We start from the raw sequence: 26,303 nt of genomic DNA, 5'->3' as shown, positions 1-26,303 counted from the left end.
AACGTTTAACGTTCCACGATGCTTATTCAATCAGTAATTGCTGTAGCTCTGGACTGAGCCACTTTTGCTTCGGATCTAATTCTTGTCGAATATTTAAAAAATCCAGCCACTTGGGGTACACATTTTGAAGCTGCCGCGCATTTAGGCTATGCAATTTCCCCCAATGCGGCCTCCCGCCATATTTTAAAAAAATCGGCTCCACAAGCTTAAAGATGACTTGATAATCTTGCTTATAAAACTGATGCACCGAAATTGAGGCCGAATCTTGCTGATAAAACGGACTGAGCCAAATATCATCCCCACGTACAAGTCGATATTCTAGCGGAAAAAACATCGGAACCTTATGTCGTCGAAGGGTATGCAAAATTTCTTCTAAACAATTCATCCCGTGTTGCAGCGGAATCTGGTATTCCATCTCATTAAATTTGGTATTTCGAGCAGAAGGAAAAATTCGACTTGACCAGTCTACGCTGATCGAGGGTTGGACAAAAACACCCAATAAGTTTTGTAGCCATGGATTCAGTGGTGGAAAAATTCGCGTCAATTCTGCACAAAATTTGAGTAATACGTCATCATCTAACCACTGTTCTTTCCGCGGTTGAAGGTTATCTTCCGTCTCATCTAAGGTTTTTAAAATAACCTGATCGGCATGACTAAATGCCCAGAACTCAATATGTCGATGTTCATATTGCCATTGCTGCATATTCTGCATGACTTCTTTCAGCGGACATAATCGCGTTTGTTCTTTGAGTTTATACATCGGTCGGTTTTGCAGCTGTACATGCGTCAGCACGCCTAAACTCCCGAGTGAAACACGCCCTGCTTGGAAAATTTCGTTGTTCTGTTCAGCACTGCATTGTAGTAATTCACCCTGCGCGGTTAATAATTCAAACCTCGTAACCAGCGCCGATAAACACGGTAATTCGAGTCCGGTACCATGCGTCCCTGTTGCAATAGCTCCAGCCAAACTTTGACGATCAATATCACCTTGATTAATCAGTGCTTGATCAAAAGCCGCGAGCTTCTCCCCCAAATCAAATAATCTTGTGCCAGCTTGGACGGTACTTTGGCAGCGTTCAGCATCGATATCTAGAATGCCTTTGAGATGATCTAAACGTACTAAGGTATCTGTAGTTTTTGCCAAAGGGCTAAAAGAATGCCCTGCACCGACCATACGAATCTTGGGATGGGATTGCACTATATCCATTAATTGCTCAAGATTTTGCGGTTGTATAAATGACTTCGGGATCGACTTCTGAGCACCTGACCAATTTTCCCATGCAATGTCGTGTTGAATTGTCATATTCATCCTTGTCGCCATACTTTTTATTGTATTTAGCCGTATTGTTTTATTTTTGATTTCTGCTTTTGCAATGTTAATGCGCAAGCCATCTTGATTTTTTAATTAGATTATACGAAGTTAAGCATCTTCTCAAATTTCAGTTTATTTTTATAAAACAGTAAATAAGCCACGATCAATTAAAGAAAAAATCATTCGTTTATACCCCCACAAAGACTATTCAAGGCACTCTACATTATTCGTTAAGCATCATTCAAACCTGATCAATAAAAAGGATCACGCACGAAAACATCGGTAAAATCAGCATAAAAAACCAACAACTATTGTATATTTTTCAGCTAAATTATTTATGCTAAAAAATCAATTTTGAGAACCATAGGGTTCATTTTTGTCACTTTACTGTTTTTATTTTATTCAATTTCAATAACTTAAAAATTTAGTATAAATACTCGACTAAAGCATAAATGCAGAGAAGCTACGGACTGAATTATTGTTAAGTCAGATTTAAAACAAATAGACATGGACTTGGAGTACCACGATGGTTAGCGCATACGATGAATTGCCACGGACCCCGGCAAATTTTGTGGCACTTTCGCCTCTACGTTATTTAGAGCGTGCAGCTTATATTTATCCTGATCAGGATGCCATTATCCATGGCAAACGTCATATTTCATGGCGCCAAACGTATAACCGTTGTCGTCAATTTGCACATCAGTTGCAACAATTAGGCATTGGCAAAAACGACACCGTGTCTGTGTTATTACCGAACGTTCCGGCTATGGTTGAAGCACACTTTGCCGTACCGATGGCGGGTGCTGTACTAAATACGCTAAATACACGCCTTGATGCGAAAACCATTGCCTTCATGCTGGAACATGCAGAAACCAAAGTCCTGTTGGTTGACCCTGAATTTGCTCAAGTTGCCACCGAAGCTTTGGCTTTGATCGATCAAGACATTTATGTCATTGATGTTGCAGATGCTGAATTTGAAGGCACAGCACAACCGATTGGACAAATTGAATTTGAAGACTGGTTGGCGCAAGGCGATGCCAACTTTGAGTGGCACTTACCTCAAGATGAATGGGATGCAATTAGCTTAAGCTATACCTCGGGTACCACAGGGAATCCAAAAGGCGTGGTGTATCATCACCGCGGCGCATATATCAATGCAGCGAGTAACATCATTGCTTGCGGCATGACGCCACGTGCAACGTATCTGTGGACGCTTCCTCTATTCCACTGTAATGGCTGGTGCTTTGCATGGACGATGGCAGCCAATGGCGGAACCAATATTTGTCTACGTAAAATCGACCCTGAACTGATTTTCAAACTGATCGCAGAACACAAAGTAGATTATTTCTGCGGTGCGCCAATCGTACTTTCAATGATGATCAATACGCCTGAAGAGAAAAAAGCACAATTTGACCATCGCGTTGAAGTGATGGTTGCTGGTGCAGCGCCACCTGCAGCGATTATTGAAGGGATGCGTAATATTGGCATCAATGTTACACATGTTTATGGTTTGACTGAAACATATGGTCCATCGGCACTTTGCGCATCGCAAGCTGGTTGGTCTGATCTTTCCATTCAAGAACAAGCACAGTTGCATTCTCGCCAAGGTGTGCCATACCCGCTTCAAGATGGCATGAAAGTCATTGATCCTGAAACCATGTTACCTGTTCCGCATGATGGCCAGACCATGGGTGAAATCATGTTCCGTGGCAACATCGTAATGAAAGGTTATTTGAAAAACCCAGAAGCAACGGCTGAAGCCTTTGCCGGTGGCTGGTTCCATACCGGTGACTTAGCAGTCTGCCAACTTGACGGTTATGCCAAAATTACTGACCGCTCTAAAGATGTGATCATTTCAGGGGGTGAAAACATTTCATCGCTCGAAGTAGAAGAAATTCTATATCAACACCCTGCTGTACTGACAGCTGCAGTGGTTGCAAAACCTGACCCTCGTTGGCAAGAAGTGCCTTGTGCCTTTATTGAATTAAAAGCAGGTAAAGAAGCAACGCCTGAAGAACTGATCGAATTCTGTAAGCAGCACCTTGCACGTTTCAAAGTACCTAAAGATGTAGTGATTACCGAAATTCCAAAAACCTCGACAGGTAAACTTCAGAAGTTCGTTCTCCGTGAATGGGCTAAAGAGCGCGCTGTTGGTGAATTTGGTTAATATTAAAACTCAAAAGCCAAGCATGATTTTTTCAATCATTTAAGCAAAAAAAGCGACCTAATCAGGTCGTTTTTTTGATGTGAAGTCTATAACTTCACGTTTTGCTTCAATGATCAGATCATGTTGAATTCTCTGATCATTGAGCTATCTAAGTACTTGGCTATCTAATCATGCATTAGTTATCAGATAATAAAGCCACTTGTTGAATGTAGTTAAACAATTTCAACTTTGACGCAGTCAGTTCTTCTTCGCTTACATTTTTTGCTATATCACGTTGAATACGCAAAATATGCTGACGAATAGGATGATGTTCAGCAGCATTATGTGCTTTCATGAACTCTTTAATGACGGGATCACCTTGGGCAATCATACGTTCAGTCCAGCGTTGAAGCTGCGCTGTTTTTTTCGCACCTTGCTGCGGGGTTAGGTAAGATAAAATCATGGTTTCATCTTCATTACGCAGCAATTTACCTACACGTTGAAACTGACGACGTCGCGCTTCATGTGAAGTAATGGTTTGTGCATCAAGTAGTGCTTCGATCAGACGCTCTTCTACAGGAAGATTTTTAATCTGTTTAGGATTCAGTTTTGCAAGTTCCTCACCCAAAGCAGCCATACGTTGTACAGCTTTCTTTTGCTCAGTTTTACTTGCACGTCCTTCTAAGGATTCAAAGTCTTCTTCGGTATAGCGGTTCGGTCGACGTGCCACGTTTAATCTGCCTCGTAAAATTTTGCCGCAAACAGTGCTTGAATTTCAGATAAAGCTTTTTCTTCATCTGCACCTTCAATCACTAAGCGTAAAGTTGTGCCCTTGCCTGCGCCAAGCATCAGCAAAGACATAATATTTTTGGCATCTACTAATTTTCCACCCTTACCAATTTGAATCGACGAGCGAAATTTGGTCGTGACTTCGATTAGCTTGCCAGATGCACGCGCATGTAAACCCAGTTTATTAATTACGTCAACAGTTGTGTCGATCATGACCAGTGCTTCATTTCTCTATGTAGAACCTGAATAGACCATTTTGCCTCAAGTGCTTTTTTTAGTCTATCTACGATATATACCGAACGGTGTTGCCCACCTGTACAACCGATCGACACCGTCATGTAATGACGATGCCCTTCGGAAAATGCCGGCAGCCATTTATCCAAAAAATTATAAATATCTTGGAACATTTCATTGGTTTGTTCACTTTGTTGTAAAAACTGACGAACTGGCTCATCTAATCCTGAATACTTACGCAATTCCATATCCCAGTGCGGATTAGGCAAATGACGGACGTCAAAAACATAATCTGCATCGAGTGGAATACCATGCTTATAGCCAAAAGACTGTAAGATCAAAATTAAATTATCTGCCTGTCCAAGTTTAGACAGCAAGGTATGTTTTAAATCATGTACGCTCTTGTCTGTAGTATCAATATGTACTGTCGAGCGTAATTGAATCGGCAACAGTAAAGATTTTTCTTCCTGTATGCACTCATTTAAACTTTTGAAACGACTTGCCAACGGATGGGGACGTCGAGATGAACTGAATCGCGCAATCAATTCCTGATCACGCGTGGTCAAATAAATAATATCGACTGAGCCATGGCGTTGTAGCTGTTGAAAAACCAAATCGAACTCTTGTAAATCTGCACGTGTACTGCGGACATCCACACCCAGTGCCAATTGTTCAAGATTATTTTCTGAATCGAGTTTTTCAACAATTTCGGGGAGTAAGGCCAATGGCAAATTATCGATACAGTAATAGCCCAAATCCTCAAGTATCTGTAATGCAGATGACTTTCCAGATCCAGATTGTCCTGTAACAATTAAAATGCGCTTCATCGCTTGCTACCCCATAGCCGTTTTAAACTGCAGTATATTTAACCTGCATATTATCAATAAGACGTGTTGCGCCTAATTTAGCCGCAATAAACAACACCACGTCTTGATCAAATTCTTCAATTTTCTGTAATTCAGGTGTACGTGCTTCAACATAGTCCACAACAAACCCCGCTGCTGTCAATGTTGCTTTAATATTCGCTAACACATCTGCCAGTTGAGTTCCAGCATGTAATTCTGCCTCAGCCGTTTTCAAGCTTTGGTAAATCGTTGGTGCAATCGCACGATTTTCCGCACTCAAATAACCATTGCGTGAGCTCAATGCCAAACCATCTTCAGCACGAGTAATCGGCACACCAATCACTTCTAGTGGAATATTTAAGTCACGTACAAACTGACGAATCACTGCAAGTTGCTGGTAATCTTTTTGCCCAAAGAATGCAAAATTCGGTTGAACAATATTAAAGAGTTTTGTCACAACAACAGCAACACCGTCAAAATGACCCGGACGCTGTTCGCCACACAAATCATTGGTAATGCCGCCCACGCTAATATTGGTTAAGCGCGGTTTGTTGCCATACATTTGTTCAACAGTCGGTGCAAACACAATGTCACAACCCACTTCAGCCAATAAGTGCTGATCTTGTTCCAAAGTACGTGGATAGTTGTCAAAGTCTTCATTTGGACCAAACTGAATTGGGTTAACGAAAATACTCACCACCACGACATCACACAGTTTACGTGCTTCACGAACTAAATTAAGGTGACCTTCATGCAAGTTCCCCATCGTTGGTACAAAACCAATGATTTTGCGCGCAGCACGTGCTGGATTTAGCGATGCACTTAAACCTTGAATCGTTGTTTCAGTTTTCATGTCTTACAGCTCAATTTGGAATGTATGTTCTTTGGCAGGGAAGCTACCATCTAATACGGCAGCATGATACGCCTTAAACGCATCCACAATTGCCGTTTCCCCTGCTTGCTCTTTCATAAAGTTGCGAACAAATTTCGCCACGTGACTAAACGTCAGTCCCAACATATCTTGTTGAACCAAGACTTGAGCATCCGTTTCTGCACCGGCACCGATCCCAATCACAGGTGTATTTGGGAATAATTCACTAATTTCTTTACCCACTTGGGCAGGAACACATTCCAAAAGTAAAATTGCTGCACCTGCATCAACCACAGCTTTACAATCTGCAATGAGTTGATCCGCGGTTTCGCGTGTACGTGCTTGTACTTTATAACCGCCAAACACATGAACCGATTGCGGAGTTAACCCTAAATGCACACACACTGGAATACCATTACGGGTCAATACTTCAACTGTTTCTGACAACCATGCACCACCTTCCAATTTGACCATCTGTGCGCCTGCTTGCATCACGGTCTTTGAATTCACCAAAGCGTCATTCAAAGTGGCATAGGTCATAAATGGCAAATCAGTCAAAATAAACGCATGTTTATTGCCACGACGCACTGCAGCAGTGTGATATACCATATCTTCAACAGTGACAGGCAAAGTTGAGTCATTCCCTTGAATGGTCATCCCCAATGAATCACCAATCAGAATACTATCGACTTCAGCAACTTCCATTGCTTTTGCCATGCTCGCATCATAGCAAGTCAGGCAGGAGAATTTGCGGCCTTCCGCTTTAAATTTTTTCAAGTCACTTAGACTAATCATTTCAATATTCCTCAGATGACGGCTTTCTCAAGTGGTCATACAAAAATTAAAGATGGGCCCAGTTTCCTGCATCCAATACAGTTAAATTTGGATTATTCAAAATAGGTAAATCTTTTAATGGTTGTCCTTTAATCTGTAGATTCTCATCTAAATCCAACAAAGGCTTCAACACAAAATCACGTTCTAAAACACCAACATGAGGCACCGTCAAACGTTCATTTTGAATGTGCTGTTCACCATAAATCAGTAAATCTAAATCCAGTGTACGCTCCCCCCAATGACGTAGGCGTACACGCCCCGACTCTTGTTCAAAGCGTTGCAATTCATCCAACAAGGCCAAAGGTGCTAGATCAGTTTCTAATGCAACCGCTGCATTTAAATAATTCGGCTGATCTTGTGGCCCCATTGGCGGGCTTTGATACAGTTTTGAGACTTTCACTTTTCCGAGTGTTGCAAGTTTATGCACCGCTTCACTAAGGATCTGTAGAGAATCACCTAAATTACTGCCTAAACCAATATATGTCAGCGTCATTGTGTTGGCCCAAAAATAACCTGAGTCAAATCTCGTTTCACACGTTTACGTTTTAAAATCGGATGATCTGCACCAATTTCACCACTGGCTGACGCTGCAACGATTGACACTGTCTCTAGACTATTGGCATGTGATTTAGGCTTACGTTGACGGCGACTTCTGCTTTCTGGTTCATTCACCAGCGGTTCAATTTCAACTTGCTGATGTGCAGAAGTTTTGGCTTCCACATCTTCATGCGCCGCTTTACGACGACTCTTGGCACGTTGACGATTGTATTGGCTAATTGCTCGTTCTTTTTCGTCAGTGCTCATCTGCTGATATGCATCCCACCACTGCCCCATGCCTTGCGTGCTTGTATCGCCCGATTTTTCACGCAGCAGCAGAAAGTCAAAGCCTGCACGGAAACGTGCATGACCTGAAAGTGCTTCAATTTGCTGTGGTTTTGGACTTAGTAAACGGGTTTGCATTTCCCAAACTTCACGAATAAATGTTTCGGCAAAGCGTGGAATAATGGTTCGTGTAGCCTGACGTTTCAATACATCCAAGCCTGCTTGAGCACGTGCTTCAGCAGGAACAACACCTTTATTTAGATAGAACGTACAACGCTCTTGGAACGGAATCCACAATAACACGGCATAGAAAAATGCAGGGTTAATGGTTTTCCCAATCGAAATACGTTGATCGGTATTTTTTGCTGCCAATTCAATAAATGGCGTTACGACCGGTTTGATATCTGCAAATAATTGATACCAAATACCAAAATCGATCAGCATCGGTAAGACGCGATTGAGATGCCCCATAGTAAAGAGTTTTTGTGACTCGTCGTATAAACGATGTGGAGACACATCACGCAGTAATCGAGTAAGTTCTGGGGTAAAGACATCCAGAATTTTTTCATCAATATTAAAGTTTAATTTGGCTGCAAAACGTAAAGTCCGAAGCATCCGCACAGGATCTTCTTCAAAACGTAGTTGTGGATCACCCAATAAACGCAACATTTTATGTTTTATGTCATCTACTGCATGACAAAAATCTAGCACTTCGCCTTTGCGTGGTTGGTAATACATTGCATTGATCGAGAAGTCACGACGTGCAAAGTCTTGCTCAATCGTACCCCAATTATTATCACGTAAAATCATGCCCGCAGCAGAAGTCACGGCTTTTTTAGGCGGCGCACGGAAGGTCGCAACTTCGATCAGTTCACGTCCTGAGTAGACATGCGCCAGCTCAAAACGACGACCAATAATTCGGCAACGTCGCCCGAAGACTTCTTTCACCTGAGCTGGTGTCGCATTAGTTACAGCATCAAAATCTTTAGGTGCATGACCCAACATTAGGTCGCGGACACTGCCACCCACGATATAAGCTTCATAGCCTGCCTTAGTTAAGGCATCAATCACATCTAAAATGGAAGAAGGTAATTGTGCGGTTGATAAACCACATTTGGACGCGCGCAAAGTTTGCAAAAGACGCTGTCTCCTACGTCTGAACGTAAAATTCTTAAGATGTCGCTAATGATATCTCTAACACAATCAAAGGGCAATTTGATTATCTCGATGCTCAAGCTGAGCTTAACCTAATTCTTTTTTTTACACTTCACTTAAAGTGCCAATTTTGCTTTATTTTTAGCAAACAGCGCAGGACCGATTCCCTTAACCTGTTGAATATCATCAATGCTTTTAAATAAGCCATTACTTTTGCGATATTGCACAATTGCTTCTGCTTTTTTCTGACCAATTCCATGCAATGTCTGCAGTTCATCGACTGAGGCTGTATTTAAACGTACCTGATCTGTTCGACTATTTTGTTGGGTGCTGGGTCGTGACAAATAATAGTTGGCATTGCTCGGTGCAGTTGTCGCTTTGGACTTCGAGGCCTCAGATTGCTTTTTTAATTGTTGATCTTTGGCTTGCTGTAAGGCTTTCCATTCCGCGTAGCCCGAAGGGCTTTGCGCAAAAGTTAAATCTGCCATTAAACTCAAAGCCAAGATAAGTAGTTGTGTAAAAAATTTATTCTTTAGGATGTTGTACATATTCAGCCTGTTGTTTTAATTGTTGTTTTGCCTGTTCCCACAACTGATCCATCTCAGTTAAGGATAAGTCTTCTACATGTTTTTGTTGTAATGTGGCCTGTGCTTCAATATAAGCAAAGCGGCTTCTAAATTTATGAATGGTACTTAACAGTGCCATCTCACTTGAGATGCCAATCTTACGTCCAACATTCACCAGAGAAAATAAGCAATCACCAAATTCATCAAATATTTCGTCGGATTTTTTGCCTGCTAAGGCCTCTTTTAACTCCCCTAGCTCTTCCTCAAGCTTGCCATAAGCCCCTTCAATATCTGGAAAATCAAAGCCAATTTTCGCCACATTTTTTTGGATTTCATCTGCTTGGCTTAATGCAGGAGCATGTTTAACTTCATCTAATCTAGATACTGATTTCCCTGCTTTTTCTTGTTGTTTAATCTGTTTCCATAGTGTTGCCACATCATCCGCATTGAGTGCTGAGAATTGCTCTGCCTGAAACACATGGGGATGACGGCGAATTAATTTATCTGTAATCGCTTGCACCACATCTTGAAAATCAAATGCGCCTTGTTCGCTATACATCTGCGACTGAAAAACCACTTGCAGCAACAAATCCCCCAGTTCATCTCGTACATCATCACTCTGACCTGAACGAACTGCCGCTTCAACTTCATAGGCCTCTTCGATGGCATAACGAGTCAGACTTTCTGGGGTTTGCTTTTGATCCCATGGACATTTTTCACGTAATTCTTTCATCACTGCTAATAATTGTTCCATGTGAACTCCAGCTATTTACTCATCAGTACATTGTTTCGATTACAGAATTTGATATGCTCAAAATTCACTCAGGGAATGAGCAACTCAATTCAGGGAAGCATAACATGCAAAGTATTTTTATTAGCGGTGCAGGACAAGGGATTGGCGCAGCAATTGCACGACTGTTCATACAACAAGGCTATAAAGTTGGGCTTTACGACATCAACCAATCTCAAGTCACCTCATTAGCTGCTGAACTCGGTAGCCATGCCAAAGCTGGGCTTTTAGATGTGACACAACCAGAGCAATGGCAAAGCGCTTTAGCTGAATTTGTCGCTTGGGCAGGTCAGCTGAATATCTTAGTCAATAATGCCGGAATTCTGTATTCAGGCAGCTTTGAACATACGGAACTGTCTGCACACCACCGAACAATTGATATCAATGTCAAAGGGGTGATAAACGGTTGCTATGCGGCATTCCCCTATTTACAGCAAAGCAATTTTGCTCGTGTGATTAACCTCTCTTCGGCTTCAGCAATTTATGGACAAGCCGATTTAGCCAGTTATGCCACATCTAAATTTGCTGTCCGCGGGTTCACTGAAAGTTTGGATATTGAATGGCAAAAATACAATATTCGCGTTTTAGATGTGATGCCTTTATTTGTTCAAACCGCGATGGTGCAAGACATGGATGCCCAAAGCATTAAGAAAATGGGCGTCAATCTTCAACCGAGCGATGTCGCTCAGCAAATTTATACCTTGGTACAAAAAAAGGATACGGTCTTAATGGCCACACATACACCTGTGGGGATGAAAGCTAAATTTTTATTTAATTTATCGAAGTTTAGCCCGCAATTTGTCAACCGCTTAAGTAATATTTGGATTGCACAAAAACCCAAATAGCAACGTGTTACTAATCATTTAATTTTGCAATCATATTTGTACGCAAATTACACAAAGTTACACAATTGTCACATTTTAACAGGACAAAATTCCTTTTTTTGAATAATATTCACCCGCCCATTACTTTCGGGCGTTTATTTTCTAACAATAAAAGTGAATTATTTCATGAAAAAATTACTTGTTCTTGCAACTGTTACTTCTATTTCAATTTCTGCTTTTGCTACAACTCAATTCGCATCTTCAGAATTAAAAGCGATGGATTGTGCAACTCTTGCTGTTGAAAAAGCGAATGCTAAGCGCTCTTTAGAAGCTGCTGACAAAAACATTGCAAACATCCAAGCATCTGCTCAAGCGCCAGGCAAATCATTAAGCAAATTTGCTGGTTTAGCGGGTGGCGCTCTTGCTGCTTTCGGTGGTAACTCTGAAAAAGCTGCTCGTGCAGGCAACATTGCAAACAGCTTGGCTGGTGAGCAAGATACTTCTGATGCAAGCAACCTTGAACTTCAACAAGCGAACAAATCTGCTGCTCAAGCAAACATCGACAACATTGGTATCTATCAAGGTTCTAAAAAATGCAAAATCTAATCTAATGCCAGTTTAGATTGATTTTCAAAAAAAGCCCTGTTCAGCCAGAACAGGGCTTTTTTCATGGTGATTTCTATTTCATACCGATTTATAAGACATTCAACTCAATTTTCGGCAAATGAAAGCCTCGGCAAGATTGTTCACTTTCCCATGCCACCGTCAACATCACATGCGGCAGTTGAATATTCTGATAAGCAAAAGTGCCAATTGCGGGATGACTACACATCCCACCATTCTGCTCAGGATGACACTGTGTATTCAGTTCATTCAGGTTCACTCGAATCCCTAAACCTGACGCTTTAAGTACCGCCTCTTTGGTGGTCCAAACTTTAAACCAAAAATCAGGATCATGCTCACAGCTCTCCCAATGAAGCAATTCTTCGGGATGAAAACTGTGTTGAGCCATCGCATCAAAACGAACTTTTCGATTTAAATCCTCAATATCAACACCAATATTGACGATTTTTTCACTGCTGGCCAAAACATAATGCTGCTGGCTATGACTATGATTAAAATGAAAGTGTGGAAAATCAGGAAGAAAAGGCTTACCAAATGCAGACTTTGAAAAATCTGAATTTTCAACTGACCTATTTAGCCGCTGCCCAAGTAATTGATTGCGATATTGGTAAATGGCTTGTCTACGCACGGCAATTACCTCTTGACGACTCAAGCCATGCGGCTCCACAAAGAAGTCAGTAATTGCACTATATTCAAGCTGAATTTTCGCCATAAGTTATTGATCCAATATCTTTTACACTACGTCCATGACGCTATATTTTATGCGACTCTCCGACACAAAATACACCACAATACAGATGAGCGCATCGGTCCTTTGACTCGTCGAGATTTTAAAACTCAGTTTAAAAATATTTTAACCCACTTAAGAAATACTTAATATTATAAATATATTCAAATACTTAAGTATAATAAATATTTTAAATACATCTTCAATTAGATAAAATACTCTAGATTCTTATAACTTTAATTTAAAACTCGGGGTAAATCAGATGCTAAGAAAAATTACGTTAATCAGTTCACTTTGTGTCCTACCATGTTTCGCTCAAGCAGGCTTATTGGATGCAGCTGTTGCAGTAATGGGTGCCAAAAATGGCGCGATTATGGACCAAGCTGAAGCGCGTATGAATCAAAGCCGTCAAGAAGCTGCTAACGCCGTGGCTCAAGCAGACCGTGGCTATGCCTCAAATTTCAATCAAGCTAACCAAACCAACAATAGTGTTTATAGCACCAGTTATTTAAAAACCTTAGATTGCACTGATCTGAGCGTTGAACGTAAAACTTTCGAACGTACATTGGAAGCATCGCAACTGGCATTAAGCCAAGCGTCTGCACAGCAAAATAATCAAGTTTCAAAATGGGCGGGGCTTGCTGGTAACGCGCTATCCGCATTTTCAGGTCAATCTGAAACAGCGGCCCGTATGGGACAATTTGCGACAGCTTTTTCTGGCAATAAAAATACACAACAGGATAGCAGCAGCGCACAGCAAGCCATGGAAATTGTTCAAGCTAATCTGGATAATATTGATATTTACCGCCAAGCTAAAAAGTGTAAAAACTAATTTCTACATCTTTTTAGATAAATAAAGTGAAATAAAAAAGCCTGCATATCTGCAGGCTTTTTTTTCTTATCCAAACTTAGCGTTTGAATTTCTTTTCCGCTTTTTTGAACTTCTGAACATAACGACGTTTACGTGCAGCCGTACGCTCATCGATTTGCGACTTACGACCTTCAAATGGGTTATCAGAGGTTTTAAATTCAATTTTGACTGGCGTACCTTCAAGTTTATAAACTTTACGGAACACGTTTTCTAGGTAACGACGATAGTCATTTGGCGTTTTATCGACCTTGTTACCATGAATCACAATCGTCGGTGGATTTTGTCCGCCAATATGCGCATAACGCATTTTGATACGACGACCTTGAACCATTGGTGGTTGGTGCGCATCAGTTGCATCATTCAAGATCTGAGTGATTTTCGCAGGTGATACTTTCAAATGCGAAGAATCATAAGCACGGTGGATCGATGGATAAAGATCACCAACACCTGTACCGTGAAGTGCAGAAATTAAGTGAATTTTTGCCCATGGAATAAAGTCAAAACGACGTTCAACATCTAATTTACATTGTTTACGGTCGTAGTCAGACATGTTGTCCCATTTGTTGATGGCAATCACCATCGCACGGCCTGCTTCAAGCGCATAACCAATTAAATGCAAGTCTTGCTCAACGATCCCTTCACGTGCATCGACAACAATAACCACAACATGCGCATCTTTCATCGCTTGTAAAGTTTTCACAATCGAGAATTTCTCGATCATTTCGTCCACTTTACCTTTACGACGTACACCCGCAGTATCGATTAATGTGTATTTACGACCGTCACGTTCAAATGGAATATAAATTGAGTCACGTGTAGTACCCGGCTGGTCAAATGCAACCACACGGTCTTCACCCAACAAACGGTTCACTAAAGTCGATTTACCCACGTTTGGACGACCAATAATCGCTAAACGTAAGCCTGTGTCTTTATCGTGTTGTTCTTCACTTTCATCTTCAGGCACTTCAGCTAACACTTCTTCAAGCATTTGCTGAACACCACGACCATGGCTGGCAGCCACTTGAAGTGGTTCACCCATACCCAATTTGAAGAATTCAACTAAAGCTGCTTCGGCATGAACACCATCAACTTTGTTGGCAACAAGATAAACTTTTTTACCTAGCGTACGTAAGTCACGTGCAATTTGCTCATCAGATGCCAATAGGCCTGCGCGCGCATCGACCACGAAGACAATAATATCTGCTTCATTAATGGCAGTTTTTGACTGTTCTGCCATGTACGAGTCGATACCACCTTCAGTTTCGCCAATACCCCCAGTATCAACGACGATGAAGGATTTATTTTGATAAGTCGCGTCACCATACTTACGGTCACGAGTCAGACCGGCAAAGTCAGCAACGAGAGCATCACGGCTCTTGGTTATCTGGTTAAACAACGTTGATTTTCCGACGTTCGGACGACCAATGAGCGCAATTACGGGTTTCATAGATTAACCTTTATTCCAGATCAGCCAGTTTGGTCTGGTCTGAACATCAGAAAGCTTAGGAAGAATGGAAATAGGATAAATGCCTAAAATAAATAAAAACACGGGGCATTGATGATTCAATCCCCCGCGTTAAAAATACGGTTTGGCTTATTTTAACATAAGCCGCAGAAAAATTAACGGTTCTGCCAAATGCTTAATGCACCCTTACGTGTCGACACATATAATTGGTTGTCAATTACACGTAGTGAACGTACTTCACCACTGGTTTTAGAACGACCAACCAACTCACCTGTCGCTGGGTTGATTAAGTGAAGTACACCATCCAGATCACCAACCACAAGGTCTTGACCTAACATCACTGGGTTACTCAAATTACGATTAAGCAATTGGTCATTTTCCCACAATGTTTGACCAGTGGTAATTTCATAAGCCACAATTTTACCATCAGTTTGTGTCACAAAAACACCATTGCCCGCAACTTCAGGACGCTGAATGCTACTCGCATCATTGCTCCAGATCACTTGTTGTGAGGCAAGATCAAGCGCTGTCACTTGGCCTTGGTAACTGGTGGTAATTAAAAATTGACCTGCTACAGTCGGTTCACCGTCAATATCAATGAGACGTTGTACATCTGAACGACCGTCTGACACTGCAACACGACGCTGCATTTTCGGAATACCGCTCAATGCATCAATCACATAGATATAGGCATTTGAAGAAGCGATGAGAACATGACGCGCATCGAGTGATACCGGTGCTGCCATACCACGTAAACTAAACTGCACATTTGGCAAGTTATAGGTCCAAGTTTGTTGGCCCGTTGCCACATCGTTTGCGTATACCGTACCATCATTGGTAACTGAAATAACGCGACCTGCTTGAATCAACGACGGTGAAAGTAACGCGCCGGTTAATTGCGCAGTCCACTTTTGTTCACCTGTTGCCTGATCTAATGCAAATAATTGACCTTTTGCATTACCAACAACCACAATTCCGTCAGCTGCTTCTACACCTGCAGTCAAACCTTGTTTAGAGATTTTCTTCTGCCATAAACGCTCTTTGCCTTTGTAGGCTTGAACTTCACCATTAGGATTTACGCTAAAAACAACGCCATTATCTGCATCCATACGTAAACGTAGTGGATCTGCTTCTTCAGTTGAAGCCACACTGTTTGAAAATACAGGTGCTAAAGTTTTTGCCTGTTCCAATTTTGGTAAAGGATTTGGTTTTACTTTTTCTACTTTTCCTTTATTTGCACAACCAGCCAAAGCAAGTGTTAAAACTGTCAGCGCACAGGTAATTTTGTATTTTCTATTCATTCAGTTGCTTCCACTTGTGTATCTATAATCGGACGTTCAATTTCAGGATCATCAACTAAAACGCCTACACTTTCGAGTTTAATTTGTAAAATTTGACGTTCTTCTTGTCGCTCAACTAAAGCATCCCATGCACTTTGATAAACTTTCTTTGCATTTTCGATATCATTTTTTGCAACATAGACATCGCCACGGGCTTCATCTGCAGTTGCTTGAAAAGCAGGTTCTTTAACCGCTTCTAAAGTTTTTAATGCTTCATCAAATTTCTTTTGTGCCAATTGTGCATACGCCAAACGTAATTTCACCAATTGAACTAAGCCTGCATCGTCAACTTTTGAATTTTCAACTTTTTTCAAAGCTTTCTCAGCATTGGCATAATCGGCTTTATCATATGCCAATTTTGCCATAAGCAACTGAGTTTGGATGGCTTGTGGCGAATCTGGCGCTTCTTTTACAATTTTATCTGCAGTCGCAGAAAGTTGTGTAAAAGCGTCACCCGTCGCCGACTGAGCTTCATCCATTAACTGCTGTACTTTGGCTGTTTGCATTTGCGATTCAGCCAAAGTTTTCTTCTGCCAGTATTCCCATCCGAAAAAGGCAATCAACGCAATTAAAATGCCGCTAACAATGGCAGAGCCATATTTTTTAGCAAACGATTTTAAATTATCAAGTTGTTCTTCTTCACTCAATGCGCTCATGAAATTACCTTTTTCCTTATGTTATAGGGATTATTTTGAAGAAATTTTTTCGATAATGAAGGCAACAAAGTCTGCCACATTCACTTCGTGTTGTTCTGCAATAGCTAGCTCTTTCACCAGCACTTGCCCTGCTGCTTGCTCACGTTCACCGTAAATCACAGCAAATAAAGCACCCGATTGGTCTGCTTTTTTCATTTGCGATTTCATTGAACCTTGTGAACCAACTTTTAAGCGAATGTTGCTACCCGCTGCTTCAAGTTGATCACGAATTTGTTCAGCAAGTACCAATGCCTTACCTTGAGTTGCAGGATCTGAAACCAAGAATAGCTCACAGTCACGCACTGGGGTATTGTCTTCCACTTGTTCAAGTAGAAGAAGCAAACGCTCCATACCCATTGCAAAACCAACAGCAGGCACAGACTGGTCTGCTTTACCTTTAAGCTGACCGACTAAACCGTCATAACGACCACCAGCACATACCGTTCCTTGAGAACCTAAGTGTGTAGTTGTCCATTCAAAGACCGTTTTATTGTAGTAGTCGAGACCACGAACCAATTTTTGATTGATCACAAAGCCAATACCTGCGTCAGTCAAATACTGCTGCAATTGGGCAAAGTGAGCCAACGTTTCTTCACCCATAAAGTCGTGAAGTTTTGGCGCATTTTCCAAAATGCTTTGTGTTTTTGCATCTTTAGAATCCAAAATACGCAGTGGATTCGTAGTTAGACGACGCTGTGAATCTTCATCTAAGTCATTTTTATGTGACTCTAAAAATTCAACCAATGCCGCACGATAAGCTGCACGTTCATCAGACTCACCTAATGTATTGAGTTCTAATTGAACTTTATCTGCAACGCCCATGCGTTTCCACAAACGCGCAGTCATTAAAATCAATTCTGCATCTTGATCTGGTGTTGCAACACCAAAAGTTTCTACGCCAAATTGATGGAACTGACGGTAGCGACCTTTTTGTGGTTTTTCATAGCGAAACATTGGGCCAACATACCATACACGCGGTGTAGCACCACGAAGTAAGTTATGTTCAAGCATTGCACGCACACACCCTGCTGTTCCTTCTGGACGCAAAGTCAAAGACTCAGGCGGATTACCTTTGTCTAAGAATGTGTACATTTCTTTTTCAACGATATCCGTTGCATCACCAATAGAACGTTTGAACAGATGAGTCTGCTCCACAATCGGCAAGCGAATTTGCTGATAACCATAAGCATCCATCAGGCTAGATAGATGCTGTTCTAGACGTCTCCATGCAGGACTTTGCGTAGGGAGAATGTCATTAAAACCTTTGATTGCGACGATTGAACTCATGATCTACTCAGAAAAACTTGTGCGAATAATCTCTTTAGCTTTAGCGTCTTCAAGATCGCTAACACGTTGACGAACCATCGCTTCGATTTCGTCAACCAACTGATTTGTGTCAATTAAATGGCTCTTTTCGCCATTACGATACACCAGTGAACGCGGACTTGCACCTACTACACCAATATCGGCTTCTTTGGCTTCGCCCGGACCATTTACTTTACAACCAATCACCGATACATCCATTGGGGTACGAATATCTTCTAAACGCTCTTCCAATGTTTGCATAACTTTGATGACATTAAACTCTTGGCGTGAACAACTTGGGCACGCAATAAAGTTAATGCCATTTGAACGTAAGCCCAATGATTTTAAAATATCAAAGCCAATTTTGATTTCTTCTTCAGGCTCTGCTGCCAATGAAATACGCATGGTGTCACCAATGCCTTCCATTAACAAACCACCTAAAGCGATAGCAGATTTGACTGAACCCGTGCGGTAGACACCAGCTTCAGTCACACCCAAGTGTAATGGGTTATCAATTTGTTTAGATAACAAACGGTAAGCATCCATCGTCAGAAAGACATTGGATGCTTTGACTGACACTTTAAATTCATGGAAATTTAAACGGTCTAAAATATCAATATGGCGCATTGCCGATTCAAGCAAAGCCTGACCTGTAGGCTCACCATATTTCTTTTGAATATCTTTTTCCAGTGAACCAGCATTGACACCAATACGCATAGAGATGTCATTATGTTGTGCAGCAGCTACCACTTCACGAATTTTAGCTTCTGAGCCAATATTACCCGGGTTAATACGCAAACAATCTGCACCAAGGTCTGCAACACGTAAAGCAATTTTATAATCAAAGTGAATATCGGCAACCAATGGCACTTGCACACGTTTACGAATTTCACCAAAAGCTTCAGCAGCTTCCATACTCGGTACAGAAACACGCATGATGTCCGCACCGACGTCTACACAGCGCTGAATCTGTGCCACGGTCGCTTCGACATCACAGGTTTCAGTATTGGTCATACTTTGGATGCTGATCGGCGCATCACCACCGACATACACCGAACCTACTTTAATTTTACGCGTTGGACGGCGCTTAATTGGATTTTCAATCATTGTTCAGTCTGCTCTGTTGTCCCTTAACGTGATAAACGGAAATCTGCTTTGCCGTTTACGGTATATGGTGACAATGAAATATTTTCATTATTTAAGCTTAATGACACTGCTGTTGCATCATCCAAACGAATTTGGAATGGTGTTTCACCGTTTAAGTTGAGCGTCGATGCTTGACGACCAGTTGCCAACACCTTACCCGTCGAATCAACAATATGTACTGAAGTCGGGCTACTAAAGGTCAATGTCAATTGATCACCGCTGACTGTTGCATTCCCACCATTCATGTCGAGGACTTGAACTTCTGAAGCGACTTCACTGGTCACAGCCTCTTCATTATCGCTGCCCGAGGTCATGCCCTGAATCGCTGCCACGATCGCACCAATGACCACCAACACCGCCAATGCAATCAGACCACGTTTGATCCATTTACGATTACGGTCACGGTTAGAACCGGGTAATTTACCCATAATTTTAATCGGTGAATTGTTTAACGCGTGATTTGGCAACAATCCCGTATCGTTGGCATAAATATCATCAAAACGTTGAATGATATTGGTTGCATCAACTTTTAAATATTTGGCATAAGTGCGGTAGTAACCTTTAATAAAGGTCGCTTCAGGCAATGACTTATAATCATCTTGCTCAAGTGCAGTCAGTGTTTTTAATGGAATATTGAGTTCTGATGCGACAGCTTCAAGTTCCAGTTTTTGCGTAATACGTACTTGACGTAAATACTCACCTGGGCGTTGTACATTTCCTAATGCATTTGGAGCTACGCTCGAACCATTCGATTGCGGTGAATTAGGATTTACTTCCATACGGCCTCAGTACTGTACTGTAATTGCAAATAGCGTTGGTATTCAGGACTTTCTGGGAACAAAGCACGTAACTGGTTAACCAGTACTTGCATACCCAAATTGTCGCCATTGGCACGCGCTGTTCGAATGCCAATCCAGAGTGCACGCGCACCCTGATTTTTTTGTCCTACTGCACGTACAAATTGTTCATACATTTGTGTGGCAGCAGGGAACTGCTGATTCAAATAAAAGATTTCAGACAACTCTAACATTGAAACATAGGAATCACGATTAGCCTGCAAAGCTTGTTTGAATGATTTTTCAGCATTCGCCACATCACCCACTTTCAGGTAAATTCGACCTAAATTTTCCAATGCTTTGAAACGTTGATCATAACCTAAAGTTGAACCTGCGATGCTGAACTGTTCAATCGCATCATTATAACGCTCAACTTGGTATAAATACGTACCGTAGTTGTTACGTGCTTGAGAATTTTTTGAGTCTGCTGAAATTGCACGCTTAAAATAACTATCTGCTTTTTCTAAGTTGGCTGGACTGCCTTCTCGTTGTAGTAAGACACCCATCATCATATTGGCTTGGGAATCGCGAGAATCCACCTCTAAAGCCTGATCTAATGCACGTTTAGCAGAGTCCAAATCCCCTGCTTTCAGGTGTTCAACAGCCAATTGCGTTCTGATTTTTACGGCTTTCTCTGGGTCTTTTTTCCCAATCTCAGGCGTTTGACATGCTGTTAATGCCAAAACCGATGCACATAAAGCTGAAACGAAAGTGAACTTATACGTTAACTTTTTCAATTGGCTGCCTCTTTATTATCCTTGTGAGCGCAGTATCTCATTTTGCTGCGCAACTTTCTTTTTCCATTGCTCCGCACGACGAGTACGGTCAGCAACTTGCCCCACGAGTTGTCCACACGCAGCGTCGATATCATCACCACGTGTCTGACGAATCGTACACACAAAACCGGCATCAGACAAAGTTTTTTGGAAAGAAATAATACGGTTACGGCTTGAACGACCGTATGGCGCATGCGGGAACGGGTTAAACGGAATTAAATTAATTTTGCTTGGTAAGTTTTTCAACAGCTTTAACATTTGCTGTGCATGTTCAGGATGGTCATTTACACCATCTAACATCACGTATTCGATGGTCACGTGTTTACGTGAACTTTCATTACCATCTTTAGCGATATAACGCTGACACGCGGCAATCAACTGTTCCAACGGATATTTTTTATTGATCGGAACAAGTTCGTTACGTAGTTCATCATTTGGCGCATGGAGTGAAATGGCCAAGGCCACATCAATGTCTTGTGCCAATTGGTCAATTTTAGGCACTACACCTGAGGTTGATAAAGTCACACGACGCTTCGACATACCATACGCAAAGTCATCCAACATGATACGCATTGAATTCAATACGGCATCATAGTTCAACAGCGGCTCACCCATGCCCATCATCACCACGTTGGTCACTGAACGTTCACGATCCGCAACTGGCACATCTTCCATATAAGAGAAGTTCGCCATCCAAAGCTGTCCAATAATTTCAGCTTGACTCAAGTCACGTTGGAAGCCTTGTTTACCAGTTGAACAGAATGAACAGTCCAGAGCACAGCCCACTTGTGATGAAATACACAAGGTCTTACGTGCGCCGGTTTTATCTTCCGCAGGAATCAGCACAGTTTCAACCAATGAACCTGCACCTTCACCTACACGGAACACCCATTTACGAGTACCGTCTTTTGAGTAATTTTTATGCACCACTTCAGGCGCTTTAATTTCACAAATCTTTTCTAGTTTTTCACGCAATTTTCCAGAAATATTGGTCATTTCAGCAAAATCAGTCACGAAGAACTGATGAATCCATTTCATCACCTGCCCAGCACGAAATTTCTTCTCCCCCATATCTTCGAAGAATTTTTCCATTTGTGGACGTGACATGCCCAGTAAATTCACTTTCTCCACAGTGTTTTGCTGCGTCGGAGCGGATGGAGATTGTTGCTGTGCATCAGAAACAGCTGATGTAGCGACTACTTCAGTACTCATGTGTAATTACCTAAACCATGTCTAAAGATCAAAGGAGATGCTCAGTATTTGAGCGAAGAATTATTCAGAGAATAAAAAAACCAGACAAGCAGTATACCACTTATCTGGTTTGAATACTTCGAATTAACGAGTACGTGGAGCGATCTCAGTTTGAGCGAAGAAGTAGTTAACTTCACGATCAGCAGATGCTACAGAGTCAGAACCGTGAGCAGCGTTTTCGTCGATGCTTACAGCGAAGTCTGCACGGATAGTACCAGGAGCAGCTTCTTTAGGGTTAGTTGCGCCAAGGATTTCACGGTGAGCAAGAACTGCGTTTTCGCCTTCAAGAACTGAAACTACAACTGGACCAGAAGTCATGAATGCAACTAGGTCACCAAAGAAACCACGTTCTTTGTGCTCAGCGTAGAAGCCTTCAGCTTCAGCTTGAGTCAAGTGTTTCATTTTAGTTGCAACGATTTGAAGACCAGCTTTTTCGAAACGAGCAAAGATGTCGCCGATGTGGTTTTTAGCAACTGCGTCTGGTTTAACGATAGATAAAGTACGTTCAATAGCCATGAGAGGCTCCTTAAGTCAATTTGACGTGAAAAATTTGCCGCATTATACCGAATAATGCGCTATTTTCTGCTTTTGCTATACAAAAAAATTGCTTTTTTCGATGTAGGGATTAACTTGCCTCATCAATCCAGGCCATCTGAATTCCCTCAAGCAGACCTTCAGTCGACTTTTCTGGGTCATCAGTGAAATTTGGCAATGCACATACCCATGCATGTAGGTCAGTAAAGCGAATCCATTGCGGATCAACATCAGGGTGAGCTTCATACAGCTCAATTGCGATATCAATGGTATCTGTCCAGCGTAAACCCATGGGTCTTCCTAACATCGTCTATAGAATGATGGCTTACTTTAACAAATTTCAGCAATTGGACGTGATAAACCCTTTTAATTTTTTTATTACCAGATTTTGCAATTGTGATGTCCACATCAAACTATAAAACCAAACCAAAAAGAGGTGCACAGAGAATAATAACGGCACCGACGGCAGCGCCTATTGCAGCACCGACTGCGACATCACTGGGGTAATGCAAACCTAAGATCATGCGGGATAACGCCACTAATAACGTAAAGGGCAACATCAAGACCAACAGCATGGGTTGAATATAGCCCAATACTGTTGTCGCCATGACCGCATGCAAAGTATGCCCCGATGGAAAACTAAAATGATCTAGAGGGCGTTCACCTAAGCGAATCACTTGATGCACTTGGTACGGTCTTGGGCGCACAGTTTTCTTTTTGAGGAGTTTATAGATCGAGGTGCCGACGGAACCACCCAGTAATACATAGACGATTTGTACACTGTAAGACATGCCCTGCACGATCCAAACCGTCGCCAACATGACATACCAAAACATACCATCACCAAGTCGACTCACCATTTTAAATATGTCAGCAACAACTTGTTGATGTGAAAAATGATTGAGATAAATACAGCCTTTTAAATCGAGATGCAGCATTCTTGTTTTTGCATTTTTAAAATTCATCGCTAATCTCCTATCTACAGTCAAAGCCTGACTGTGTTGGGGTTGAGCTAGATTTGTGTTGTTATTTTTACAAGTTGAGATCTGTACTTGACTCAGCTTAAGTTATCTTTTTGACAGTGCAATGATGCTTTGATGACAGTTCAATGAATATTGGTTATGAGGATGCTCAACCAGTATATAACCAATAGCGCTAGCTCCATTGGCTCATCATGGCTTGATCCACCACGCGATATAGCGCTTGCTCAAATTGCTGTACAGGATATTGCCATCCGATTTTAGCAGCGTCTTTTGCCGCCTCGATGCCCATTGTTTTTAATTTGGCGCGTTGCGGCAATTGTTGCATAAGACGAATAAATTCATCGGTTCGGGATAAATGACATAACCATCCCGTTAGCTGATTTCTCACGTGCAGTTGGGCACATGCAGCATTATATGCAATCACAGGCAATCCGCTGGCCATCGCCTCCAAAACCACATTACCAAAGGTCTCAACCTGACTTGCGAAAACAAAAACATCCGCACTAGCATAGGCTTCCGATAAAGCCTGACCACTTAAACTTCCCATAAAAATAACATCTAGGGATTTTGCCAGTTGCATTAATCGTTCACGATCAGGCCCATCACCCACAATGACCAATTTCGTTCGTGCATCCATGGCCAACATCGAACGATAGGCTGAAATTAAAACATCTACCTCTTTTTCAGGAGATAGCCGACCGACATACAGCATCACGCGGGTATGTTCATCTGCTCGCCACTGTTGTCTCAGATCTGCTCGATAATGTGAGGGAGAAAATCGACTATGGTCCACACCTCGCCCCACCACCACCAATGGACAACTAAAACCTAATCGATGCAAGGCATCCGCAGTATCTTGGCTCGGGACACAGGTGAGTTGAGTATTATTATGAAACCATCGTAAATAATGTTGTACAGGCTTCATTAAAAACGCTAAATCAAAGAATCGACTAAAATCATGAAAGGCCGAATGAAAACCACTGGACACAGGAATCTGTAAAGAACGCGCCAGTTGAAGCATAGCAAATCCCAAAGGCCCTTCAGTGACTATATGCACAATGTCGACTTGGGCTTTTTTTAGAGCTTTACTGAGTTTGATCAGTTGCGGCCAGCCAAATTGTAAACCTGAATATTTAGGAATCGACTGCGCTCGAACCAAACACTCTTGATCAGGTTTGAAATCCTGACAACTTTCGGACTGTTCTGGGCGTATTAAAAAAATTGAGTTGCCTTGTTGCTGCAAGCCTTTACACAACTGCAATAAAGAATGTGCAACACCATTAATTTCTGGCGCCCACGTATCTGTAACAAAGGCGATTTTTAGACCTGGACGGATTAAAGTTGAGACCGTTTGCACATCCATTCGTGATTGCATATGCTTAAATTGGAATTGAAAGCGTGCAGGTTCATCCTGCATACGCCCTAAATTGATAGCCGATTCTGTCATGATCTTACATGCTTCTTATAAATGTATATCCACAGTTTAAGCAGCAGTTTTTTGCATTTTGATGATTATTTGATGACAGTTTGTTGAAAAAAATTATCTTATTTCATCTACAAAATCATGATTTATCCGTAATTTTTAATCAGTTTTAAAATCGTCTGACCCACACGAGAAGTGATTTGCATATCTGCGTTCATCCGTTCTAAACACCCACTCATACTACGAAGCCCCACACTTAAACCAGCTTGATTGACCAGATCCACATCAACCCCCACGCCATTGTCTTCAACTTCCATTATCAAAGCCGAGTTTTCGTAGTAAATTCGGATCTGCACCACGGTCGCATGACTATGCTTCACAATATTGGTTAATGCTTCTTCAGCTACACGCTGTAAGCTTAGACATTCCAATGGAGTAACATCCACTTCCCATTTCGTAGGAACTGACCATTTAGCGTGTATATCGAGCTCATCAAATAACTGATTAAAACGGTGTCTAAAGTTGTTATCGGGGAAGCATATGCTGAAATCAAATTTCCTTCATTTCTGACTTTATACGCATAGCAGAAAATTAAGCTTCTTAGATTGAAGCCCAAGATTCACCTAAATATCTATCCTCAAGCTTCAATCTAGCGACATGAACTTAGCACTCTGCATATAATCACCTTGGGCTTGAAATAAATTTTGTCGCTAAGCAACTCAAAACACCATATTTACAAAGACTGTATCGCGGTAGATTCCTGCAGGTGTCGTTGCATTCACTCGCTCTACCAAACGCACAGCAATCACATAGTTATTTTTGCCAGCGCCTTGCTCAGTAGAAACATTCCACAAATTTTCCATCGCACCTGAAACAGTCATTCGTGTTTTGAGCTTAATCGGGCCATTCGTTACAAAACTACTGCCCGAAGTATCCTGCAAATTACGGCTATTAAAGCGTATGCGGTATTTACCGGAACAATCGACACTAAATGAACTTGCCGCTTGACTATTATAGTAATTCGCCAAGCGCATATTGGTTTCACTGATTCGTCCCATTTCACAACGACTCGGTGCTGCAAATGTCATTGAACTAAATAACGCTGCTGAGATGAGTAAAATGCTTTTCATTGGAAATAC

At 41.7% G+C, this 26,303-nt stretch carries 29 protein-coding genes; 4 read left to right on the top strand and 25 right to left on the bottom strand.

The features are described 5' to 3' along the window. Positions 1-22: 22 nt before the first annotated feature. The gene (locus FTU62_RS09845; RefSeq protein ID WP_180102577.1) at positions 23-1,303 is read right to left on the bottom strand and encodes a D-arabinono-1,4-lactone oxidase; all 1,281 of its coding nucleotides are present in this window, start codon (positions 1,301-1,303) and stop codon (positions 23-25) included. A 535-nt stretch (positions 1,304-1,838) separates the two neighbouring features. Here FTU62_RS09845 and FTU62_RS09840 point away from each other — a divergent pair. Further along, on the top strand, positions 1,839-3,479 hold the full coding sequence (locus tag FTU62_RS09840) for an acyl-CoA synthetase (RefSeq protein ID WP_180102557.1): 1,641 nt from the start codon (positions 1,839-1,841) through the stop codon (positions 3,477-3,479). A 175-nt stretch (positions 3,480-3,654) separates the two neighbouring features. On the opposite strand, the gene yjgA is transcribed toward FTU62_RS09840, so the two are convergent. The 9 genes from yjgA to mazG all read right to left on the bottom strand — a co-directional run bounded on the left by yjgA (position 3,655) and on the right by mazG (position 10,328). Beyond that, positions 3,655-4,188 carry a ribosome biogenesis factor YjgA gene (gene yjgA, locus FTU62_RS09835; protein ID WP_078189593.1) on the bottom strand — a complete coding sequence of 178 codons (534 nt, stop codon included), beginning with the start codon at positions 4,186-4,188 and terminating at the stop codon, positions 3,655-3,657. Positions 4,189-4,190: 2 nt separating this feature from the next. Then, on the bottom strand, positions 4,191-4,460 hold the full coding sequence (locus FTU62_RS09830; protein ID WP_067763492.1) for an HPr family phosphocarrier protein: 270 nt from the start codon (positions 4,458-4,460) through the stop codon (positions 4,191-4,193). Then, positions 4,457-5,308 (bottom strand): RNase adapter RapZ, encoded by an 852-nt coding sequence (rapZ, locus tag FTU62_RS09825; protein WP_180102556.1) that lies wholly within the window; start codon positions 5,306-5,308, stop codon positions 4,457-4,459. The genes FTU62_RS09830 and rapZ overlap by 4 nt, the downstream gene beginning before the upstream one ends. A 22-nt stretch (positions 5,309-5,330) precedes the next feature. Next, positions 5,331-6,179 carry a pantoate--beta-alanine ligase gene (gene panC / locus FTU62_RS09820; protein ID WP_078192648.1) on the bottom strand — a complete coding sequence of 283 codons (849 nt, stop codon included), beginning with the start codon at positions 6,177-6,179 and terminating at the stop codon, positions 5,331-5,333. A 3-nt stretch (positions 6,180-6,182) separates the two neighbouring features. Continuing rightward, positions 6,183-6,992, bottom strand: a complete 810-nt coding sequence (panB, locus tag FTU62_RS09815; protein WP_111884734.1) for a 3-methyl-2-oxobutanoate hydroxymethyltransferase — start codon at positions 6,990-6,992, stop codon at positions 6,183-6,185. A 46-nt stretch (positions 6,993-7,038) separates the two neighbouring features. Beyond that, positions 7,039-7,524, bottom strand: coding sequence for a 2-amino-4-hydroxy-6-hydroxymethyldihydropteridine diphosphokinase (gene folK / locus FTU62_RS09810; protein ID WP_078192650.1), 486 nt, complete (start codon positions 7,522-7,524; stop codon positions 7,039-7,041). Continuing rightward, positions 7,521-8,990 (bottom strand): polynucleotide adenylyltransferase PcnB, encoded by a 1,470-nt coding sequence (gene pcnB, locus FTU62_RS09805; RefSeq protein ID WP_180102555.1) that lies wholly within the window; start codon positions 8,988-8,990, stop codon positions 7,521-7,523. Before pcnB ends, folK begins: the two co-directional genes overlap by 4 nt. A gap of 134 nt (positions 8,991-9,124) precedes the next feature. Further along, positions 9,125-9,556: a ComEA family DNA-binding protein gene (locus FTU62_RS09800; protein WP_180102554.1), complete on the bottom strand. Its 432-nt coding sequence runs from the start codon at positions 9,554-9,556 to the stop codon at positions 9,125-9,127. Then, on the bottom strand, positions 9,534-10,328 hold the full coding sequence (gene mazG / locus FTU62_RS09795; protein ID WP_180102553.1) for a nucleoside triphosphate pyrophosphohydrolase: 795 nt from the start codon (positions 10,326-10,328) through the stop codon (positions 9,534-9,536). Before mazG ends, FTU62_RS09800 begins: the two co-directional genes overlap by 23 nt. Before the next feature lie 104 nt (positions 10,329-10,432). Here mazG and FTU62_RS09790 point away from each other — a divergent pair, with 104 nt between their 5' ends. Together FTU62_RS09790 and FTU62_RS09785 are read left to right on the top strand one after the other, a co-directional pair. Further along, on the top strand, positions 10,433-11,209 hold the full coding sequence (locus tag FTU62_RS09790; protein WP_180102552.1) for an SDR family oxidoreductase: 777 nt from the start codon (positions 10,433-10,435) through the stop codon (positions 11,207-11,209). A 165-nt stretch (positions 11,210-11,374) separates the two neighbouring features. Further along, entirely contained in the window at positions 11,375-11,794 is a 420-nt protein-coding gene (locus FTU62_RS09785) for a hypothetical protein (RefSeq protein ID WP_180102551.1), read from the top strand. 88 nt (positions 11,795-11,882) lie between these two features. Here the strand turns inward: FTU62_RS09785 and FTU62_RS09780 are convergent, their stop codons facing one another. Further along, positions 11,883-12,524 (bottom strand): 4'-phosphopantetheinyl transferase superfamily protein, encoded by a 642-nt coding sequence (locus tag FTU62_RS09780; RefSeq protein WP_180102550.1) that lies wholly within the window; start codon positions 12,522-12,524, stop codon positions 11,883-11,885. A gap of 277 nt (positions 12,525-12,801) precedes the next feature. Here FTU62_RS09780 and FTU62_RS09775 point away from each other — a divergent pair, with 277 nt between their 5' ends. Further along, a complete protein-coding gene (locus FTU62_RS09775; RefSeq protein ID WP_180102549.1) occupies positions 12,802-13,371 on the top strand; it encodes a hypothetical protein in 570 nt (189 codons plus the stop codon). 76 nt (positions 13,372-13,447) lie between these two features. Here the strand turns inward: FTU62_RS09775 and der are convergent, their stop codons facing one another. The 14 genes from der to FTU62_RS09705 all read right to left on the bottom strand — a co-directional run bounded on the left by der (position 13,448) and on the right by FTU62_RS09705 (position 26,294). Next, positions 13,448-14,857, bottom strand: coding sequence for a ribosome biogenesis GTPase Der (gene der, locus FTU62_RS09770; RefSeq protein ID WP_078192658.1), 1,410 nt, complete (start codon positions 14,855-14,857; stop codon positions 13,448-13,450). Positions 14,858-15,030: 173 nt separating this feature from the next. Further along, entirely contained in the window at positions 15,031-16,176 is a 1,146-nt protein-coding gene (gene bamB / locus FTU62_RS09765) for an outer membrane protein assembly factor BamB (protein ID WP_078189607.1), read from the bottom strand. After that, a complete protein-coding gene (locus FTU62_RS09760; RefSeq protein WP_180102548.1) occupies positions 16,173-16,871 on the bottom strand; it encodes a tetratricopeptide repeat protein in 699 nt (232 codons plus the stop codon). Before FTU62_RS09760 ends, bamB begins: the two co-directional genes overlap by 4 nt. 30 nt (positions 16,872-16,901) lie before the next feature. After that, positions 16,902-18,197 (bottom strand): histidine--tRNA ligase, encoded by a 1,296-nt coding sequence (gene hisS / locus FTU62_RS09755; protein WP_078189609.1) that lies wholly within the window; start codon positions 18,195-18,197, stop codon positions 16,902-16,904. A gap of 3 nt (positions 18,198-18,200) precedes the next feature. Then, a complete protein-coding gene (gene ispG, locus FTU62_RS09750) occupies positions 18,201-19,322 on the bottom strand; it encodes a flavodoxin-dependent (E)-4-hydroxy-3-methylbut-2-enyl-diphosphate synthase (protein ID WP_078192661.1) in 1,122 nt (373 codons plus the stop codon). A 23-nt stretch (positions 19,323-19,345) separates the two neighbouring features. Continuing rightward, positions 19,346-20,140, bottom strand: coding sequence for a RodZ domain-containing protein (locus FTU62_RS09745; RefSeq protein ID WP_180102547.1), 795 nt, complete (start codon positions 20,138-20,140; stop codon positions 19,346-19,348). Beyond that, positions 20,131-20,934 (bottom strand): type IV pilus biogenesis/stability protein PilW, encoded by an 804-nt coding sequence (gene pilW, locus FTU62_RS09740; RefSeq protein ID WP_078189612.1) that lies wholly within the window; start codon positions 20,932-20,934, stop codon positions 20,131-20,133. The genes FTU62_RS09745 and pilW overlap by 10 nt, the downstream gene beginning before the upstream one ends. 15 nt (positions 20,935-20,949) lie before the next feature. Beyond that, positions 20,950-22,185, bottom strand: a complete 1,236-nt coding sequence (rlmN, locus tag FTU62_RS09735) for a 23S rRNA (adenine(2503)-C(2))-methyltransferase RlmN (protein ID WP_180034883.1) — start codon at positions 22,183-22,185, stop codon at positions 20,950-20,952. 123 nt (positions 22,186-22,308) lie between these two features. Beyond that, positions 22,309-22,740 (bottom strand): nucleoside-diphosphate kinase, encoded by a 432-nt coding sequence (gene ndk, locus FTU62_RS09730; RefSeq protein ID WP_078189614.1) that lies wholly within the window; start codon positions 22,738-22,740, stop codon positions 22,309-22,311. 109 nt (positions 22,741-22,849) lie between these two features. Further along, entirely contained in the window at positions 22,850-23,050 is a 201-nt protein-coding gene (gene iscX, locus FTU62_RS09725) for a Fe-S cluster assembly protein IscX (protein WP_078189615.1), read from the bottom strand. Between the two features lie 121 nt (positions 23,051-23,171). After that, the gene (locus FTU62_RS09720; RefSeq protein WP_180024404.1) at positions 23,172-23,723 is read right to left on the bottom strand and encodes a phosphatase PAP2 family protein; all 552 of its coding nucleotides are present in this window, start codon (positions 23,721-23,723) and stop codon (positions 23,172-23,174) included. Between the two features lie 190 nt (positions 23,724-23,913). Then, a complete protein-coding gene (locus FTU62_RS09715) occupies positions 23,914-25,191 on the bottom strand; it encodes a glycosyltransferase family 4 protein (RefSeq protein WP_373886358.1) in 1,278 nt (425 codons plus the stop codon). A gap of 119 nt (positions 25,192-25,310) precedes the next feature. Beyond that, positions 25,311-25,610, bottom strand: coding sequence for an ATP-binding protein (locus FTU62_RS09710; RefSeq protein WP_180102545.1), 300 nt, complete (start codon positions 25,608-25,610; stop codon positions 25,311-25,313). A 273-nt stretch (positions 25,611-25,883) separates the two neighbouring features. Further along, positions 25,884-26,294, bottom strand: a complete 411-nt coding sequence (locus FTU62_RS09705) for a hypothetical protein (protein WP_180007213.1) — start codon at positions 26,292-26,294, stop codon at positions 25,884-25,886. Positions 26,295-26,303 lie beyond the last annotated feature (9 nt).

The organism is Acinetobacter sp. YH12126 (assembly GCF_013418745.1).
Classification (GTDB): domain Bacteria; phylum Pseudomonadota; class Gammaproteobacteria; order Pseudomonadales; family Moraxellaceae; genus Acinetobacter; species Acinetobacter amyesii.
This window is presented reverse-complemented; position numbering and strand designations above follow the sequence as displayed.